Source organism: Clavibacter sp. B3I6, assembly GCF_030816895.1.
In the GTDB taxonomy this organism is placed as follows: Bacteria; Actinomycetota; Actinomycetes; order Actinomycetales; family Microbacteriaceae; genus Clavibacter.
The window spans coordinates 2852006-2869459 of record NZ_JAUSYL010000001.1; the positions used below are offsets into that span (position 1 = coordinate 2852006).

Below are 17454 nucleotides of genomic sequence, written 5' to 3' on the forward strand. Positions count from 1 at the left end.
GCCGGACACGCCCGGGCGCACCCCAGGGACCGGCGCATATCCTGGCCGGGTGAGCCCCACCTCCGATCCCGCGCGCGCCGACGCGGCACGCCCCGAGTCCGCGCGCCCCGACCCGACGCGCCAGGACCCCCTGCGCGGCCGCCGCATCCTCGTGGTCGAGGACGACCCGACCGTCAACGAGGTCGTGTGCCGCTACCTCAAGGCGTCCGGCTTCCAGGTGGAGACGGTCGCCGACGGCCTGGAGGCCGTGCGCGTCGCCACCGAGCGCATGCCCGACCTCGTCGTGCTCGACCGCATGCTCCCCGGCCTCGACGGCCTCGAGGTGTGCCGCCGGATCCGCGCGGAGCACCCTGAGTCGCCCGTCCCCGTCGTGATGCTCACCGCGCTCGGCCAGGGCGAGGACCGCGTCAACGGCCTCGACGCCGGCGCCGACGACTACCTCGCGAAGCCCTTCTCCCCGCGCGAGCTCGTGCTGCGCGTGCGCGCCGTCCTCCGCCGCACCGTGCCGGAGGCGCAGCCGGAGCCGGCGTTCGTCGCGGGCCCGTTCGTGCTCGACCTCGGCGCGCGCGAGATCCACCAGGCGGGCGCGATGCTCTCGCTCACCTCCCGCGAGTTCGACCTCCTCGCCTTCCTCCTGCGGAACCCGCGCCGCGTCTTCGGGCGCGACGACCTGCTCCGCTCGGTGTGGGGCTGGGAGATCGGCGACCTCTCCACCGTCACCGTGCACGTGCGGCGGCTGCGGGAGAAGATCGAGGCGGATCCCGCGCATCCCGTGCTCCTCGGCACCGTGTGGGGCGTGGGCTACCGCTTCGACCCGGACGCCGCGTCGCCGGCCGCGCCCGTCGCGCCCACCGCCCCCGCGACGCCCGCCGGGAGCGACGCGTGACCCCCGACTCCTTCCTCGTCGTCGTCCTGACGGCGCTCGTCTGCGCCGCGGTCGTCGGCCTCGGCGCGAGCGTCCTGCTGCGCCTGCTCCGCCGCCGCTCGCTCGTGCTGCAGATCTGCGTGGTCGCGCTCGCCGCCGTGCTCTCGGTCGTGGGCGGCATGGTCGCCGTCACCGCGACGATGCTCGTCGACGACGCCGGCCTCACCGCGTTCCTGTCCGTCGCCGCCGTCTCCGCGCTCGTCTCCCTCGTCATGGCCGCGATGCTCGGCATGACCCTCGTGCGCGGCAGCCGCGAGCTCGGCCGCTACGCCGCGTCCATGGGCGAGGAGGCCGCGGTCGAGCCCGGCCGCCCCACCAGCACCGAGTTCGCGCAGCTGGCGCGCGAGCTGAGCGCGGCCAACCGCCGCCTCGCCGACGCGCGCGACCGCATGGAGGCGCAGGAGCGCAGCCGACGCGAGCTCATCGCGTGGATGTCGCACGACCTGCGCACGCCGCTCGCCGGGATCCGCGCCATGGCGGAGTCGCTCGAGGACGGCATGGTCGACGACGAGCACCGCTACTTCCGGCAGATCCGCGTGCAGGCGAACCGCCTCAACGGCATGGTCGACGACCTGTTCGAGCTGTCGCGCATCAACTCGGGCAGCCTGGAGCTCGCCGTCGAGCGCGTCTCCCTCTACGACGTCGTGAGCGACACCGTGGCCGAGCTGGGCCCGGTCGCGCAGGCGCGCCAGGTCGACCTCCGCGGCGTGACCGCGCACGACGACCTCGTGGTGCAGGGCGACCCCCGCGAGCTGTCGCGCGTCGTCGGCAACCTCGTCATGAACGCGATCCAGCAGTCCCTCCCGGGCGGCCGCATCGTCATCTCCGCGCACCGCGACTCCGGCAACCTCGCCGTCCTCTCCGTGGAGGACACCGCGGGCGGCATCCCGGAGGACGACCTCCCGCGCGTGTTCGACGCGGGCTGGCGCTCCACCGGATCCCGCACCCCGCGCGCCTACGCCGGGAGCGCCGCGCAGCGGGCCGCCCTCGGACCGGACTTCCCGGAGCCCGCGGCCGCCGACGAGCCCGCGGAGCCGGATCCCGCCGTGCACGCGGAGTCCACGCACGACGGCGGATACGCGTCGGGCGGCGGCGGCGCGGGCCTCGGCCTCGCGATCGTCCGCGGCATCGTGCGCGCGCACGACGGCGACGTCACCGTCCAGAACGTCGACGGCGGCTGCCGCTTCGACGTGATCCTCCCGTACAGCAAGCCGGTCACCGCGTGACCCGCGCGGCCCTCCGCGCGTGGTCCGCGCTCCTGGGGGTCGTCGCGGCGCTGGCCGTCCTGGCCGTGGCCGAGATCGCGGCCGCCTTCGTCGCGCCCGCGGCGAGCCCGGTCCTCGCGGTCGGCGCTCTCGTCATCGACCTCGTGCCGCCGGGTGTCAAGGACGCGGTGATCGCCCTGTTCGGCACGGGCGACAAGGTCGCGCTGATCGTCGTGCTCGGTGTCGTCGTGCTCGTCGCCGCCGCGCTCGCCGGGATCCTGCAGGTGCGCCGCCCGCCGCTCGGCGTGGTCGTGCTCGCGCTCTTCGCCGGCGTCGCCGTCCTCGCCGCGACCACGCGCGCCGGGGCGACGGGCGCCGCCGCGATCCCGACGATCGTCGGCATGATCGCGGGCGTCTTCATCCTGCACCGCGGCGCCGACCGCCTCCGCGACTGGCGGGACGCCGCCGACCGCGCGTCCGCCGCGTCGGCGGAGGCCGCCGAGCCCGTGCGCGCCCTCGCCCGTCCGGCCGCGCGCGCCCCGCTCACGTCGGGCGGCGGCGCCCGCGTCGAGCGCCGCACGTTCCTCGTGATGACCGTGGTCGCGGGCGTCGCGTCCGTCGTCGCCGGATCCGTGGCCCGCGGCCTCAACGCCGCCGCCGCCCGCGTCGACGACTTCCGCCGCACCCTCGTGCTCCCGCGCGCCGCCGCGCCGGCCGCCGCGATCCCCGCCTCCGCCGAGCTCGGGATCCCCGGCCTCGCGCCCTTCGTCACGCCCTCGGGCGACTTCTACCGCATCGACACGGCGCTGCAGGTGCCCTCGGTCGACGCCGCGTCCTGGCGGCTGCGGATCACCGGCATGGTCGAGGAGGAGGTCGAGATCACGTTCCCGGAGCTGCTCGCCCTGCCCCTCGAGGAGCACGTGGCCACGCTCGCCTGCGTGTCCAACGAGGTCGGCGGCAAGCTCATCGGCAACGCGACGTGGCTCGGCTACCCCATCCGCCTGCTCCTCGAGCGCGCGCGCCCGACCGCGGGCGCCGACATGGTGCTCTCCACGAGCCAGGACGGCTGGACCGCGAGCACGCCCCTCGAGGCGCTCACGGATCCCGACCGGGCGTCGATCCTCGCGGTCGGCATGAACGGCGAGCCCCTGCCGCAGCAGCACGGCTTCCCCGTGCGGATGGTCGTGCCCGGCCTCTACGGCTACGTCTCCGCGACCAAGTGGGTCACGGAGCTGAAGGTCACGACCTTCGCCGACGACGTCGCGTACTGGTCCACGCGCGGCTGGACCGAGCGCGGCCCCATCAAGACCGGCTCGCGCATCGACACCCCGCGCTCCGGCGTGCGCGTCGACGCCGGCCGCGTCGCGGTCGCGGGGATGGCGTGGGCGCAGCACACCGGCATCGACCGCGTGGAGGTGCGCGTCGACGAGGGCGACTGGGTGGAGGCCACGCTCGGCGACGGCGTGGGCGCGGACACCTGGCGGCAGTGGTCGTACGCGTGGGACGCGACGAGCGGATCCCACCGCGTGGAGGTGCGCGCCACCGACACGACGGGCGCGACGCAGACCTCCGACGAGGCCCCGCCCGCGCCCGACGGCGCGACCGGCTGGCACGGGGTCACGGTCTCCGTCGCCTGATCCGCCTCCCCGCGCAACGATCCCGGGTCACCCGGAGCCAGGGCGCGTACCGTCGAGGGGCGGCGCGAGCGCGCCGCATCGACCAGCAGAGGAGAGCACCGTGAGCGACATCGAGAACCCCCGCGATCCCGCGGACCGCGACCTGGACGACACCGGCATCGACGAGGAGGAGGCCGTGGGCACCGACGGGCGCGACGCCGCGGAGGCCGTCGACGCCGAGCGCGTCGTGCCGCTCGACGACGACTCCGTCGCGGACGACGACGCGGACGACGACGGCCTCGGCATCGACATCACGCAGTCGGACGGCCCGTACCTCGAGTCGGGCGACGACCTCGACACGGGGGCCGCGATCAGCTGATCCGCCTCCCGCACGCACGACGACGGCCCCCGCAGCAGCGGGGGCCGTCGTCGTGCGCGGCGCGGGTGCGCCGGTGGGGGATCAGTCGGCGAGGATCGCGTACAGCGCGCGCCGCGTCTCGTCGAGCTTCGCCGCCGCGGCCTGGCGCTGGGCGTCGGTCGCGTCGTGCATGAGGGGCTTCACCACGCCCATGAGCTTCATGAGACTCGTCTGGAACGCGTCCTCGCCCTCGGACTTGTCGGTGGTCGCGGCCCAGGCCGCGTCGATCTCCGCCTGGTGCTCGGCGACGTGGGCGCGGCCCGCGTCCGTGAGGGAGTAGACGCTCTTCGCGCCGGTCTCGTCGGCGACGATGAGGTCCTCGTCGACCAGCGTGCTGGAGCGTGGGGTAGACGGATCCGGGGCTCGGCCGCCAGGCGCCCTCGCTCTTCGCGGCGATGCCGGTGATGAGGCCGTAGCCGTTCGAGGGCGCCTCGGCGAGGAGCGAGAGGATCGCGAGCCGGACGTCGCCGCGGCGGGCGCGACCCCGTCCGCCGCGTCCGCGGCCCGGGCCGAAGCCGCCGCCGAAGCCGGGGCCGCCGAAGCCGCCCATGCCCGGGAAGCCCGGGAACCCGGGGAAGCCGGAGCCTCCCTCGCCGGGGTGGAAGCCGCGGGCGAGGGGGTGGCCCGGCATGATGCGCGGGCGGCCGCCGCGGTGGTGCTGCATGCGGGGCTCGTGGGGGGCGGCGGGGGATCCGTCGTGGGAGCGGGACGACCCGTGGTCGTCGTGGTGGTGGTGGGTGCGCATGAGCGCTCCTTCCGGTCAGGTGATGTCAGGGGATCGCGGCGTGCTGTCGCGATGTAGCGACGATATATCGGCGACAGTCGCGATGTCAACACCTCCGTCGGAGCCGCGCGGCGCTCCGCCCCGTGATCCCGGGGGCGCGGCCGGCCAACCTGGCGTTCCCCTGGGAAAGGAGCGCGGTCCCCAACCCGTTCCGCCGCGGTGCCGAAGTCCCTGTGTCGCCCGGGGGTACCGGGCGGAACCCCGGTCCACACAGCGAAGGAACTCCCATGCGCAACCTCACCAAGTCCGTCTTCAGCCTCACCGCTGCCGGCTTCCTCATCGTCGGCCTCGCCGCCTGCTCCACCCCCGCCGAGACCCCGTCGTCCTCGTCCTCCGCCGCGCCGTCCGCGTCCGCCACCACCGAGGCCGACCCCACGCCGCTCGCGTCCATCCCGACCCTGACCGGCGTCGACACCAAGGTCACCCTCGACGCCGGCTTCGCCAGCGCCCTCACGACCCTGGGCCTGACCCCCGGCGTCATCGGCGGCGCGACCCTCGACGCCGCCACCGGCACCCTCGCGTTCCCCATCACCGGCGGCAACGTCGACTACTACGACCCCGAGATGGACTACCGCCCCTACGTCCAGGGCGAGATCGACCACGACGGCTCCGGCATCAGCCTCACCGCCGGCGAGACCGTCGTGAAGCTCACCGACTTCGTCATCGACCCCGGCACGAGCCGCCTCACGGGCTCGGTCCAGGTCGGCGAGGGCGAGATCATGAACGACGTCTACATCTTCAACCTCGACGGCACGACCCTGAAGCCCCTCGCGATGGAGGGCGACAACGCCGTCCTCGAGGGCACCACGGTCAAGGTCAGCCCCGACGCCGCCGCGCTGCTGAACAGCACCTTCGGCACCGACGCGGTCACCGACGAGCTCGTCGTCGGCATCGCGAAGATCACCGTCAACACCAAGTAGCACCCACCCGGCACACGCCGGGGAAGCACCACCTGCGATCACAGCGGAACGCATCGACGGCCTCGTCTCCCCTCCGGGGAGCCGGGGCCGTCGGCGCGTCCGGGCGCGGCGCCCGGTGCGCGGTTCCGGTGCACCGCGGTCGCGGTCGGCGGCACGACGGACGTCGTGCGCGTCAGCGGCGGAGGCGTCGCCACCAGCGGACGCGAGGGGCGAGGGGCGCGTAGCCCGGCACCGGCGTGGAGCGGGCGTCGAAGGCGTCCGGCCGATCGCCGGTGGCGTCCTCGGGCCGTCGACCGGCCTCCGTGCGCAGGAGCCTCGCGCGCGCCTCCGAGAAGGCGACGGCGAGCAGGTGGTCCGATCCCGTCACGTTCCCAGCCCGTCCCCGGACGCGTCGTGTCGTCCCGTCGGCTCAGGCTACGGCGGACCGCCGCACGCGCGTCAGCCGATCGTGACCTCGAAGCCCGCGACGCTGCGGGTCACGGTGCCGGTCGCGAGCTCGACGAGGAGCGTGGTCACCGTCGTGTCGCGCGGGTTCCGCGGGTAGTCGTCGCTGGCGCCGCGGGCCGGATCCGGGACGGTCTCGAGCAGCGCGAAGCGGCCGTTGGGCGTGACGGTGAGGCCGGTGATGCGGGTCGCCGGGTCCGCGGGCACGTACACGTCGCTCGCGGTGCCGCCGCGCACGACCACCAGGCGCTGGGTCGCGGCGCCGGTCGCGGGATCGAGCGCCGTGCGCACGCGGAGCACGGCGCCGTCGTCGCCGGGCACGAAGGAGATCGCGCCGTCGTACTGCAGGTCGGCGCCGCCGGTCTCGGTCGGCAGCGTGGTCTGCTCGGCCGTGCGGAGGTCGATCTCGGTGGTCGACCCGGGGTCCGTCACCGCGAGGCGCGTGCCGTCGGCGGAGAACGGGCCGAGCGTGCCGTGACGGCCCAGCGGGACGAGGGGCGTGGATCCGTCGACCGTCACGAGGAACAGGTCGCCGTCCTGCCCGTGCGCCACGAGCTGCGGCCGGCCGGGCACGAAGCCCCAGGCCTGCACGCTGAGGTCCCGCCCGTCGAGCCCGACCACGGGCGTGGGCGCGGCGCCGGACGCGACGTCGTCGACCATGAGCGCGTCGTCGAAGCGGTCGCCGTCGGCGCTCGTGAAGCGGAAGCCGACCGTGGTGCCCGCGTCCTCGGCGTGGAGGTCCTGCAGCGTGCCCCGGTCCGGGAGCGGCAGGGGCACCTGCCCGGAGCCGTCGAGCGCCGCGATCACCAGGCCGTTCGTGCCGTCGTCCTCGAGCGTCGCGACCACGAGCGACTGCCCGACGACCGCGTACTCCTGGATCTTGGTGGCCTCGAACACCACGTCGCTCGCGCCGGACCCGGTGCCGGCCACCGTCTGCCGCACGATGCGGTCGGCCTGCTGCTCGCCGCCGCGGATGAGCACGTACATGCCGGGGTCGCCCGTGCGGAAGGACGTGCGGAGGTCGGACGCGGGCCCGCCGCCGATGCCCCGGACGTCGTCGATCGCGACCGTGTAGTCGGCGTCGTAGGCCAGCGGCCGGTCGAAGTCGATGATGATCCGGTCGGCCTGCGTGTCCACGCGGAAGTCCGCGCCGGGCTCCATCCGGATCCTGGACGCGTCGACGGGCTGGAGCGGCCGGTTCGCCGCGAGCACCAGCCGCTGGCGGGACTGCTGCACGACGGCGAGCGGATCCACGTCCGTGCGCACGAGCCGCGGCCCCTGGCTGCCGGCGACCGCGAGCAGGCCGCCGCAGACGAGCGCGAGCACCACGATCACGGCGGTGAACGCCCGGCGGAAGGCGCGCGGGGAGGCGGCGGCGTCGGTCACGGGCGGCTCAGTACACGTAGGGGTCGGCGGGCTGCTCGACCTGCTCGACGCCCTGCGGCATCACCGCGAGCGGCTGGCGGCTCTTCGCGCTGGGGTTCGAGGCGAACGGGCCGGTGACCCGCACCCACTCGTCGACCTCCAGCGTGGAGGCCCAGCCCGGCTGGTAGACGGGCACGCCGACGGGCTGCGCGTCGACCGCGCAGCACGTGACGACGAAGCGCGTGACGTAGAAGACGTCCTCCGGGTCGTCGGGGTCGGCGCTCACGAAGCCCGTGACGTCGACGGACTTCGAGGTGAAGAAGGTCGGGTCGGTGGTCTGCGACAGGAGCACCGACCAGTCCTTGACGCCCAGCGTGGAGAAGTCGCTCGTGCCGAGGAGCTCCTCGTCGGGCGCGGCGTCGGAGGCGACCGTGCTCGAGTTGAGGGCCCGCTGCGTGACGGTGCTCGAGGTGAGGGTGCGCGGCGGGAGGACGAGGACCGCGACGACCGTGATCGTGACGACGCCCGCCACGGCGAGGCGGCCGACGCGCGCGCGGAGTCGCCGGCGCTCGGCCGAGCGGGTCGCGGGAGCGGCGGCGGCGAGGCCGAGCGGGTCGTGGTCGTGCTCCTCCGCGGCATCCGCGGGGCGCAGCGCGAAGCCGGCGACGGTCGCGACCAGGCCGATCACGGCCATGATCCCGGTGAAGACGAAGTAGCGCGGGTGGATGTAGAGGCCGAGCTGCCCGGTGATCGTGAGCCACAGCGTCGAGACGACGCACGCCGCGAGCAGCACGAGGCCCACCGTGGAGGAGGCGCGCGCCGCCGGCCGCGCGGCGGCGTCGGACAGGGCGGAGGGCGAAGGAGGTCCGGCCGTCGGGTGTGCGGCCGTCGGGGCTGCGGCCCTCGGGCTCCTGGTCCTCGGGCGTCCGGTCGTCAGGCGATCGCATTGACACCCCATCCCAGCGCGAGGCTGATCAGCGCGACGACCGAGGTGATCATCACGAGCGTGCGGGTCGAGTAGGTGGTGCGCATGAGCGCGAGCATCTTCACGTCGATGACCGGGCCGAACACGAGGAACGCGGCGATGCCGCCCGGCAGGAACACGGATCCGAACGAGAGCACGAAGAACGCGTCGACGTTGGAGCAGACCGAGACGACGAAGGCGAGGAGCATGAGCGCGAGCACCGACAGGATCGGGCTGCCGCCGAGCGTGACGAGCACCTCGCGCGGCACGGCGACCTGGATGAGGCCGGCGAGCAGCGAGCCGATGACGAGCGCCGGCATGATCGTGGTCGCCTCGCGGCCGAACAGGGAGATCGACTTCCGGACGCGCGCGCCGCCGTGCGCGTGCGCGTCGGGCAGGGCGCACTCGGCGCGGAACTCGTCGGTGAGGAGCCGGTCGGGCTGCGGGTGGAGGCTGAACAGCCAGCCGACCACGTTCGCGATGAGGAAGCCGCCGACGATCCGGGCCACGAGGATCCAGCCGTCCCAGCCGAAGGCCGCGTGCGTCGTGATGATCGTGATCGGGTTGAGGATCGGCGCCGCGAGCAGGAACGTGATCGACTCCGGCACCGTGAAGCCGCGCACCACGAGGCCGCGCGCGAGCGGCACGTTGCCGCACTCGCAGACGGGCAGCGCCATGCCGAGGAACGAGATGCAGGCGCGGCGGGCGAACGGGTTCCTGGGCAGACGGCGCTCGATGACGCCCGGCGGCACCCACACCTGCACGGCGATCGACAGGACGATGCCGAGGATCACGAACGGCAGCGACTCCACGATGACGCTGACCGACAGCGTGACGAGGTCCTGCAGCCGGTCGGGCAGGACGCTGTCGCCGAGGGCGGGGGAGGCGGCGCGGAGGGCGAGCAGCAGGAGGACGAGCGCGAGGCCCGTCGCGAGCCCGGAGCGGAGGCCGGTGGGGGTCGCGGGGCGGGAGGCGCGGGTGGCGGCGGATCCGTGGTCGTGGCCGTGGTGGTCGGCGGCGCGGGCGTCGCGGGGGCGGGTGGCGGTCGCGACGGCGGAGGCGGGGGCTCCGGCAGAGGCTGCGGCCTCGGGTGCCGTCGCGGCGGCGGGCGCGGCCGCGCTCTCGCGTGCCCGGCGGTCGCGGGTGCGCTCGCGGCGGGGGCGCGCCGGGCGGTCGAAGGGGGAGGCGCCGTCGTCGGGTGCCCAGGGGCTGTGCCGGTCCGTCATCGCGGACCGGTGGCGCGGGGCCGGGGTCCGAGGAGGGCGCGCACGGGCTCCACCCTAACCGCGGGGACATGAGAAGCGTCCTCAGCAGGCGGGGCGGCGGGTCGGGCGCGTCCGCGGATCAGGGTTCGGCGGCGGGGAACCGGACGGAGCAGGCGTAGGCGAGCACGGGATCCACCTCGGACGCGGAGAGCCGCGCGTCCGCGTCCGGGTCGACGACGCCGACGTCCACCCCGGACGCGCGCAGGCACGCCGCGTGCTGCTCCAGCCAGCGGTCGGCCGGTACGGTGAGCTCCGGGCGGACGTCGGGCCGCACCGCGTCGGAATCCCGGGCCAGCACGGCCGCCCACTCGGCGTCGGCGCGCGCGGAGGCGTCCTCCTCCCCGCCCGACGGGAGCGGGACGGGCGGGTCCGCCGAGAAGTCGGGCACGGCCGACCCGCGGCGGCCGTCCGCGGTGCCCATGGCCTGGCCGCGCGGCGGGGTGGCCGGGGCGTCCGCGTCCGCGTCACCGGGTCCCGTCGACGACCGGCCCGCCTCGGCCGCGCTTCCATCCGGGTTGGTCACGTCGAACGCGCCCGAGGCGGCCGCGGATCCGAGCCCCGCGAGCAGGAGGAGGCCGGCCGCGACGGCCGCGAGAGGAGCGGGGCGGAGTCGGCGGGGGTGCGGCGCGGACGGGTCCTCCCGCGTGCCGGCGTCCGCCCGCGTGTCCGTGGACCGGTCACCGATCGGATCGGCGGCAGCAGGGTCAGCGCCGCCGTCGGCCGTAGGCCCCGTCGACGGCGTGGAGACGGGCCCCGGCGCGTCCGCGGCGAGCAGCCCCGCGCCCTCGTCCGTCAGCCGGGCCTCCTCGGCCAGCAGCGCGACGAGCGGCACCGGGAGCTCGACCGCGTCGACGCCCGTGCGCGCGCGGAGGGGCGCGGGGACCTCGGCGAGCGGCGCCGTGGATCCGTCGCGCCCGAAGGCCGCACGCCGCAGCTCGTCGAGTCGGCGCGTCGCGGCGGGGTCGTCGCGGAGGCGCCGGGCGAGGGCGCGGGCGTCGGCGGCGTCGGAGCGCGCGTCATCGGAGCGCGCGGCGTCGGAGCGCGGTGCGTCGCTCATCGCCACGCCGGCGGCGCGGACGGGCAGCGCTCCAGGAGCGCGTTGTCCGCGTCATCCGGGTACGGGAACCAGGGGGCGCCCGACCGCGTGCGTGCCACGAAGTCCTCGCGCGCGGGCACGGCGTCCATGTACGGCGACCCCTCCATCGCGTAGCAGGGGAGGACGAAGGAGACGATGTAGTCGTGCCGGTACGCGAGCTCGGCGTCGCTCAGCGGGTCGGGGAGCTGCATCGGGAAGCGGGTGTGGCAGGTCCAGATCGCGACCGGATCGCCGTCCTGGTACGTGATGCCGCCGTCCCCCGTCGCCTCGGCGTGGTACCCGGCCGCCGTGAGGCACGCCACCTGCTGCGCGGGGAAGTCCTCCGGCGACACGACACGCTCGAGGGCGACATCCGGCCGCACGGCGTCCGGCACGTCCGAGGTGAACGCGTCCCAGTCGATGTCGGCCTCCTGCCGGTAGGCGGCGGCGAGCTCCTCCTCGGTCGCGGCCACGTGCGGCGGCGGCGGTGCGGTGAAGGCGGGGAGGGCGGAGGCGGCGGACAGGCGGCGGCCGTCGGGCGTGCCCATCGCCTCGACGCGCGAGCCGCGCCCGTCCGCGGCGGACGTCGCCGTGGCGGGATCGGGGGCGTCGCGCAGGTCGGCGGCGACGGTGCCGCCGAGGGCGCCGACCACGAGGGCCGCCGCGACCACGGCGACGACGGTGCGTCGCCGGAGGGGGACGGGGCGTCGGGTCCGCGGGTCGAGGGGGTCGGCGCGCGCGCCGGGATCGCCGGACGCGGGCGCGTCGCGGGGCGGCACCGGGTCGGCGCCCGTCGGCCCGGGGCGCCGGTCGTCGGCGGGCTCGGCGGGCTCGATGGGCTCGACGCGGGCGGCGCCGCGGTCGCCGTCGAGCAGGGCCCGGCCCTCGGCGACGAGCCGCGCCTCCTCGGTCAGCAGGGCCACGAGCGGGGCGGGCAGCGCGGGATCCTCGATGCCGGTGACGCGGCGCAGCGCGTCCGGGACGGGGACGAGCCGCGCGTCGGTCGCCGCCCGGCCGTAGGCGTCGCGGCGGAGCGCCTCGAGGTGCCGGCCGGTGGCCGCATCGTCGCGCAGGCGCCGGGCGAACGCGGCGTCGTCGGTGTGACGCGCGCCGGCGTCGCCGAGAGCGGATGCGCCGTCGTCGGGCATGCGGCCTCCTCGTCGCGTGCGGGTCCGCTCAGGCTATGCCGTGCGCGGCCGGCGCGGGAGGGGCGGCAGCGCCCCCGACCACCGCGCCCCCGACCACGGCGCCCCCGACCACGGCGGCCTCCGCCACGTGGTGCCGCCCGAGCGGGAGCATCAGGGGGCGGCCCGAGGTCGGATCCACGATCACCCGGCTCTCCAGCCCGAACACCGCCCGCACGCACTCCTCGGTCAGCACCTCGGACGGCGGCCCGGCCGCGTGCAGGCGCCCGTCGGCGAGCGCGATGAGCTGGTCGGCGTACCGGGCCGCGAGGTTGAGGTCGTGCAGGACCATCACCACGGTCGTGCCGCGGGACCGGTTGAGGTCGGTGAGCAGGTCGAGGACCTCCACCTGGTGGCTGACGTCGAGGAACGTCGTCGGCTCGTCGAGCAGCAGCAGGTCGGTGCGCTGGGCGAGCGCCATGGCGATCCAGACTCGCTGGCGCTGCCCGCCCGACAGCTCGTCGACGGCGCGGTCGGCGAGCGCGGCCGTGTCGGTGGCCTCCAGCGCCTCCGCGACGGCCAGGTCGTCCTCCCGGCTCCACCGCGACAGGAGTCCCTGGTGGGGGTGGCGGCCGCGGCCCACCAGGTCGGACACGGTGATCCCCTCCGGCGCGATGGGCGACTGCGGGAGCAGGCCGAGCGTCCGGGCGAGCTCCTTCGCGGGGATGCGGTGCACGTCGCGCCCGTCGAGGACCACGCGCCCGTCGCGCGGCGCGAGGAGCCGGGACATCGACCGCAGGAGGGTCGACTTCCCGCACGCGTTGGCGCCGACGATGGCGGTGACGCGGCCGGGCGGCACGACCAGGTCGAGCGAGCGGATCACCGTGCGGTCGCCGTAGCCGAGGGTCAGGTCCTCGACGCGCAGGGCGTGGGTGGTGGTCACAGGGAAGCTCCTCGGCGGTTGCTGCGGACGATGAGGTAGACGAGGTACGGGGCGCCGAGGACGCCCGTGACGACCCCGACCGGGAGGCGGATCCCGAGCGCGTGCTGCCCGAGGAGGTCGCCGACGACGACCAGCAGCGCGCCGACGAGCGCGGACGGGACGAGAAGGGATCCGCCCGGTCCGACGATGCGCGCCGCGATGGGCCCGGACAGGAACGCGACGAAGGCGATGGGGCCGGTCGCGGCGGTGGCGAAGGCGATGAGGCCGACGGCGGCGACGATCACGACGAGGCGCGTGCGGTCGACCCGCACGCCGAGCGCCGCCGCGGTGTCGTCGCCGAGCTGCGTGGTCTCGAGCGCCCGCGACCGGCTGAGCAGCACGGGACCGAGCACCGCGAGCGCGACGAGGACCGGGACGGCGTCGCCCCAGCCGACGCCGTTGAGGCTCCCCGTCAGCCAGCGCATGGCCTCCTGGAGGTCCCAGTCCGCCGCGGTCGAGAGCACGTACGAGGTGGCGCTGTCGAGCATGGCGGCGATGCCGATCCCGATGAGGATGAGGCGCGTCCCCGCGACGCCGCCGCGGTAGGAGAGCCCGTACACGAGGAGCGCCACCGCCAGCCCGGCGACGATCGCGAAGACCGAGGTCGCCGTGCTGCCGAGCGACAGCGTCACGATCGCGAAGGCCGCCGCGGCGCTGGCGCCTGCCGAGATGCCGATGATGTCCGGGCTCGCGAGCGGGTTCCGCAGCATCGTCTGGAACGCGACGCCCGAGAGCCCGAAGCACATGCCGACGATCACGGCGAGGGCCGTGCGGGGCAGGCGCAGCCGGCCGACGGAGAAGGTCGCCCCGGGGACGTCCTCGCCGAGCGCCACGCGGACCACGACGTCGAGGGGGTAGGAGGTGTTGCCGACCATCAGGGAGGTGAGCGCGGCGGCCGCGATGAGCACGGCGAGCACGGCCACGACGACACGGCGACGGCGTGTCCGACGGCGGCGGCCGTGCGCGACGACGTCGGCCGTGCGGGACACGCGCGCGGATGCCGGCGCGGAGGGATGCGGATCCGGGGCGGGGGACGTCGTCGCGTCCCGGGGCGTGGTCGCCGTCACAGCGCCCGCACCCGCTGCCGGCGGACGATGTGGATGAAGAAGGGCGCGCCGATGAGCGCCGTGATGATCCCCACGTCGAGCTCCGCGGGCCGCGCGACGATGCGCCCGAGCACGTCGGCGGCGGTGAGGAGCGCGGCGCCGAGGAGGGCCGCGAAGGGCATCAGCCAGCGGTGGTCGACGCCCACGAGCAGGCGGCAGGCGTGCGGCACGACGAGGCCGACGAAGCCGATGGGACCGGCGATCGCCGTGGCCGCGCCGCAGAGCACGACCGCCCCCGCGGCGGCGAGGCCGCGGGCCAGGGCGACCCGCTCCCCGAGCCCCGCGGCCAGCTCGTCGCCGAGCGCGAGCGAGTTGAGGCTGCGGGCGGAGAGCAGGCACGCGATCAGCCCGACGACGAGGAACGGCACCACCTGCTGCATGCTCGCGAAGGTCGCGCCGCCCACGCCGCCGATCTGCCACGAGCGCACGCCGCCGGCGATGTCGTTGCGCGGCAGGACGACGGCGCTCACGAACGACGCGAGCGCGGCCGAGGTGGCGGCGCCCGCCAGCGCGAGCTTGAGCGGGGTCGCGCCGTCGCGGCCCAGGGATCCGACGGCGTAGACGAAGGTCGCGGTGACGGCGGCGCCGCCGATCGCGACCCAGATGAAGCCGGTGGGCGTGCTCAGCCCGAAGAAGGCGATCCCCGTGATGACCGCGAGGGCGGCGCCCGTGTTGACGCCGAGGATCCCCGGGTCGGCGAGCGGGTTGCGGGTGACGCCCTGCATCACCGCGCCCGCGAGCCCCAGGGCCGCGCCCACGGCGACGGCGAGGACCGTGCGGGGGATGCGCGTCGCGACCGCGGCGGGGCCGAAGCCGTCGACGGAGCCCGTGAGCGCCGCCGCGATGTCGGACCAGCCGACCTCGCGGGAGCCGATCACCACGGAGGCGAGCATGACCGCGGCCAGCACGACCGCGGTCGCCAGGAGCCAGACCGCGCGCCGACGCCGCGGGCGTCGTCCGAGGACGACGCCCGCGGCGTCGGCGGCTGCGGGAGCCGCGGTGGTGCCGGCGGTCACGCCGCCCGGTCGGCGGCGTCGGCGATCAGGGACAGGTAGTCGTCGAGGATCCACGAGATCGACAGCGGGGTCGGGTTCGCGGCGGTGCCGAGCGGGCTGGTGCCGGGCAGCAGCACGATCGAGTCGTTCGCGACGGCGGGGATCTGCGACAGCAGCGGGTCGGCCTCGAGGGTGCGCACGAGCTCCTCGTCGCCGTAGGTGACGATCACGTCGACGTCGCGGAAGGCGTCGGCCTGCTCGGCGCTGGTGGTGAGGGAGTACTTGTCGGTCGAGGCGGAGGCGTCCGCGATGCTCGCGGGGGTCTCGAGGCCGATGTCCTCGAAGAACATCGCGCGGGTGTCGTGGGTCGTGTAGAAGCTGACCTCGCTGAGGTCCGCGGCGTCGACGTGCGTGAGGAACATCGCCGAGGTGCCGGTGAGGGCGTCGAAGCCCGCGACGGTCTCGTCGATCTCGGCCTCCAGGTCGGCGACGAGGGCCTCGCCCTCCGCCTCCATGCCCATGGCGCGGCTGTTGACCTGGATCATCTCGCGCCAGGGGGTGCCCCAGGCGGTCTCGGGGTAGGCGACGACGGGCGCGATCTCGCTGAGCGTGTCGTAGTCCTCCTGCGTGAGGCCGGAGTAGGCGGCGAGGATCACGTCGGGCTGCGTGTCCGCGACGGCCTCGAAGTCGATGCCGTCGGTCTCGTCGAACAGGACGGGCGTCTCGGCGCCGAGCTCGGTCAGCGCCTCCTCCACCCACGGCAGGACGCCGTCGCCGTCGTCGTCGCCGAAGTTGGCCGCGGCCATGCCGACCGGGACCACGCCGAGCGCCAGGGGCACCTCGTGGTTGGCCCAGTTCACCGTCGCGACGCGCTCGGGCTTCCCCTCGATGGTCGTCGTACCGAGCGCGTGCTCGATCGTGATGGACGCGGACGCGTCCTCGGCGGCGGTCCCGGAGCCCGGGGTGGCGGGCGGCGTGGAGCAGCCGGCGAGGGCGAGGGCGAGGAGCCCGGCGGCGGAGGTCGCGGCCAGGCGGGCGGTGCGGGACATGCGTGCCTTTCGGTGGGGGAGCCCGGGTCGCCGCGGGCGCGACGGATCGACCCGCGGGGCGGGTTCGAGCGTCGGAGGCAGAGCGGCGGCCGCGCCGTGCTGTCGGGGGCGCTCGTGCCGCCCTCGCACGGCAGGCGGATCGTCCGGGACGATCCATAAGGGTTGCCTAACCTTACCAGCGAGAAGGTTTTCGAAGTCAAGCCCGGGACGGGCGGGGGAGCCCGCGCCGGGCCAGACTCCGACCATGACGACCGATGCCGACCGCGTGACGAGCCCTGCCCTCACCGACGCCCAGCTGACCGCTCGCGACCACGTCCCCGGCCTCGTGCACCACGTCGTGCTGTTCCGGCTCCGCGACGACGCGGCGCCCGGATCGCACGACGAGGTCGCGCGCCGCTTCCGCGCGCTCGCCGACTCGCCGCACCCCGACGGCTCGGGTCCCTACATCCGCTCGCTGCACGCGGGCCCGCAGTCGAGCCCCGAGGGCGTCGGCCGCGGCTTCGAGCTCGGCTTCGTGCTCACCTTCTCCTCCGAGGGCGACCGCAACCTGTACCTGGGCGAGCCGCTGATCTCCGACCCCGCCCGCATCGACGCCCAGCACGCCGCCTTCAAGGAGTTCGTGGGACCGCTGCTCGCGTCCGACCCGCACGGGGTGCTGGTGTTCGACTTCACGGAGGGGGCGCACGCCGCCTGATCCGGCGCCCCCGATGCGGGCCGCGCCGCCCGAACGCGTCGCGAGGGCAGCGGGGGCGGTGAGCATGGGCTCGTCCCTCCGCCGCCCGACGAGACGAGCACCGTGACCTCCTCCTCCTCGCATCCGCTGCACGCCGACGCCCCGCTCCGCGACGACGATCCCGCCGGGGACGCGCAGGTCCGACGTCCGCAGCCGTGGATCCGCGCCGTCCTCGCCGCTCTCCTCGGCTGGGTCGTCCTGGGCGTCGGACTGGGGCTCGCGATCGGGGTCGCCGATGCCGTGACGCGGGCGACGGGTGCGGGCATCCTCGTCGAGGTCATCGTGCAGGCGGTGCTGATGTCCGCGCTGGTGCTGGCGTTCGTCGAGCCCGACGCGATCGCGCTGGTGCTCGTGCACATCGTGCTCGCGGGGCTGGCGTTCGTCGCGGTGCGCGTCGGGCTGGCGCGGCGGGCCGGGCACGGAGTCGGCGTCCAGAATCCCGACCTACGGTAGGTATAGCCATGCGATCGCATGGACGGTGGCT

At 75.5% G+C, this 17454-nt stretch carries 17 protein-coding genes and 1 pseudogene; 7 read left to right on the forward strand and 11 right to left on the reverse strand.

Going from position 1 to position 17454, the window contains the following annotated elements; genetic code table 11:
- Positions 1 to 49 precede the first annotated feature (49 nt).
- The 4 genes from QFZ62_RS13855 (at position 50) to QFZ62_RS13870 (ending at position 4125) form a co-directional block, all read left to right on the forward strand.
- Positions 50 to 886 (forward strand): response regulator transcription factor, encoded by an 837-nt coding sequence (locus tag QFZ62_RS13855; protein WP_307506793.1) that lies wholly within the window; start codon positions 50 to 52, stop codon positions 884 to 886.
- Positions 883 to 2151, forward strand: coding sequence for a sensor histidine kinase KdpD (locus QFZ62_RS13860; protein WP_307506796.1), 1269 nt, complete (start codon positions 883 to 885; stop codon positions 2149 to 2151). Before QFZ62_RS13855 ends, QFZ62_RS13860 begins: the two co-directional genes overlap by 4 nt.
- Positions 2148 to 3767 (forward strand): molybdopterin-dependent oxidoreductase, encoded by a 1620-nt coding sequence (locus tag QFZ62_RS13865; RefSeq protein ID WP_307506799.1) that lies wholly within the window; start codon positions 2148 to 2150, stop codon positions 3765 to 3767. Before QFZ62_RS13860 ends, QFZ62_RS13865 begins: the two co-directional genes overlap by 4 nt.
- A gap of 100 nt (positions 3768 to 3867) precedes the next feature.
- Complete coding sequence (locus QFZ62_RS13870; RefSeq protein WP_307506802.1) at positions 3868 to 4125, forward strand: hypothetical protein; 258 nt, start codon at positions 3868 to 3870, stop codon at positions 4123 to 4125.
- Between the two features lie 81 nt (positions 4126 to 4206).
- Here QFZ62_RS13870 and QFZ62_RS13875 read toward each other — a convergent pair.
- Positions 4207 to 4909: pseudogene (locus tag QFZ62_RS13875) on the reverse strand (PadR family transcriptional regulator).
- A gap of 266 nt (positions 4910 to 5175) precedes the next feature.
- Between QFZ62_RS13875 and QFZ62_RS13880 the strand changes: the two are divergent.
- On the forward strand, positions 5176 to 5868 hold the full coding sequence (locus QFZ62_RS13880) for a hypothetical protein (protein ID WP_307505201.1): 693 nt from the start codon (positions 5176 to 5178) through the stop codon (positions 5866 to 5868).
- A gap of 172 nt (positions 5869 to 6040) precedes the next feature.
- Here the strand turns inward: QFZ62_RS13880 and QFZ62_RS13885 are convergent, their stop codons facing one another.
- The 10 genes from QFZ62_RS13885 to QFZ62_RS13930 all read right to left on the reverse strand — a co-directional run bounded on the left by QFZ62_RS13885 (position 6041) and on the right by QFZ62_RS13930 (position 16237).
- Positions 6041 to 6235 (reverse strand): hypothetical protein, encoded by a 195-nt coding sequence (locus tag QFZ62_RS13885; protein ID WP_307506804.1) that lies wholly within the window; start codon positions 6233 to 6235, stop codon positions 6041 to 6043.
- Positions 6236 to 6306: 71 nt separating this feature from the next.
- Positions 6307 to 7698, reverse strand: a complete 1392-nt coding sequence (locus QFZ62_RS13890) for a hypothetical protein (RefSeq protein ID WP_307506807.1) — start codon at positions 7696 to 7698, stop codon at positions 6307 to 6309.
- A gap of 7 nt (positions 7699 to 7705) precedes the next feature.
- Entirely contained in the window at positions 7706 to 8470 is a 765-nt protein-coding gene (locus QFZ62_RS13895) for a TIGR03943 family protein (RefSeq protein WP_307506810.1), read from the reverse strand.
- 140 nt (positions 8471 to 8610) lie between these two features.
- Positions 8611 to 9546 (reverse strand): permease, encoded by a 936-nt coding sequence (locus QFZ62_RS13900; protein WP_373425980.1) that lies wholly within the window; start codon positions 9544 to 9546, stop codon positions 8611 to 8613.
- Positions 9547 to 9985: 439 nt separating this feature from the next.
- Positions 9986 to 10963, reverse strand: a complete 978-nt coding sequence (locus QFZ62_RS13905) for a hypothetical protein (protein ID WP_307506815.1) — start codon at positions 10961 to 10963, stop codon at positions 9986 to 9988.
- Entirely contained in the window at positions 10960 to 12129 is a 1170-nt protein-coding gene (locus tag QFZ62_RS13910) for a hypothetical protein (protein WP_307506818.1), read from the reverse strand. The genes QFZ62_RS13905 and QFZ62_RS13910 overlap by 4 nt, the downstream gene beginning before the upstream one ends.
- A gap of 28 nt (positions 12130 to 12157) precedes the next feature.
- Positions 12158 to 13048: an ABC transporter ATP-binding protein gene (locus QFZ62_RS13915; protein ID WP_307506821.1), complete on the reverse strand. Its 891-nt coding sequence runs from the start codon at positions 13046 to 13048 to the stop codon at positions 12158 to 12160.
- Positions 13045 to 14076 (reverse strand): iron chelate uptake ABC transporter family permease subunit, encoded by a 1032-nt coding sequence (locus tag QFZ62_RS13920; protein ID WP_307506824.1) that lies wholly within the window; start codon positions 14074 to 14076, stop codon positions 13045 to 13047. Before QFZ62_RS13920 ends, QFZ62_RS13915 begins: the two co-directional genes overlap by 4 nt.
- A gap of 74 nt (positions 14077 to 14150) precedes the next feature.
- A complete protein-coding gene (locus tag QFZ62_RS13925; RefSeq protein ID WP_307506827.1) occupies positions 14151 to 15209 on the reverse strand; it encodes an iron ABC transporter permease in 1059 nt (352 codons plus the stop codon).
- Complete coding sequence (locus QFZ62_RS13930) at positions 15206 to 16237, reverse strand: iron-siderophore ABC transporter substrate-binding protein (protein WP_307506830.1); 1032 nt, start codon at positions 16235 to 16237, stop codon at positions 15206 to 15208. The genes QFZ62_RS13925 and QFZ62_RS13930 overlap by 4 nt, the downstream gene beginning before the upstream one ends.
- Before the next feature lie 244 nt (positions 16238 to 16481).
- On the opposite strand from QFZ62_RS13930, the gene QFZ62_RS13935 reads away from it, so the two are divergent.
- Together QFZ62_RS13935 and QFZ62_RS13940 are read left to right on the forward strand one after the other, a co-directional pair.
- Positions 16482 to 16931, forward strand: coding sequence for a Dabb family protein (locus tag QFZ62_RS13935; RefSeq protein ID WP_307506833.1), 450 nt, complete (start codon positions 16482 to 16484; stop codon positions 16929 to 16931).
- 102 nt (positions 16932 to 17033) lie between these two features.
- The gene (locus QFZ62_RS13940) at positions 17034 to 17423 is read left to right on the forward strand and encodes a hypothetical protein (RefSeq protein ID WP_307506836.1); all 390 of its coding nucleotides are present in this window, start codon (positions 17034 to 17036) and stop codon (positions 17421 to 17423) included.
- The last annotated feature ends 31 nt before the right edge of the window (positions 17424 to 17454 follow it).

Excerpts from the sequence above, each read along its gene's own strand:
- QFZ62_RS13880 (WP_307505201.1), top strand. The coding sequence starts at position 5,176 with ATGCGCAACCTCACCAAGTCCGTCTTCAGCCTCACCGCTGCCGGCTTC.
- QFZ62_RS13905 (WP_307506815.1), bottom strand. The coding sequence starts at position 10,963 with ATGAGCGACGCACCGCGCTCCGACGCCGCGCGCTCCGATGACGCGCGC.
- QFZ62_RS13910 (WP_307506818.1), bottom strand. The coding sequence starts at position 12,129 with ATGCCCGACGACGGCGCATCCGCTCTCGGCGACGCCGGCGCGCGTCAC.
- QFZ62_RS13930 (WP_307506830.1), bottom strand. The coding sequence starts at position 16,237 with ATGTCCCGCACCGCCCGCCTGGCCGCGACCTCCGCCGCCGGGCTCCTC.
- QFZ62_RS13935 (WP_307506833.1), top strand. The coding sequence starts at position 16,482 with ATGACGACCGATGCCGACCGCGTGACGAGCCCTGCCCTCACCGACGCC.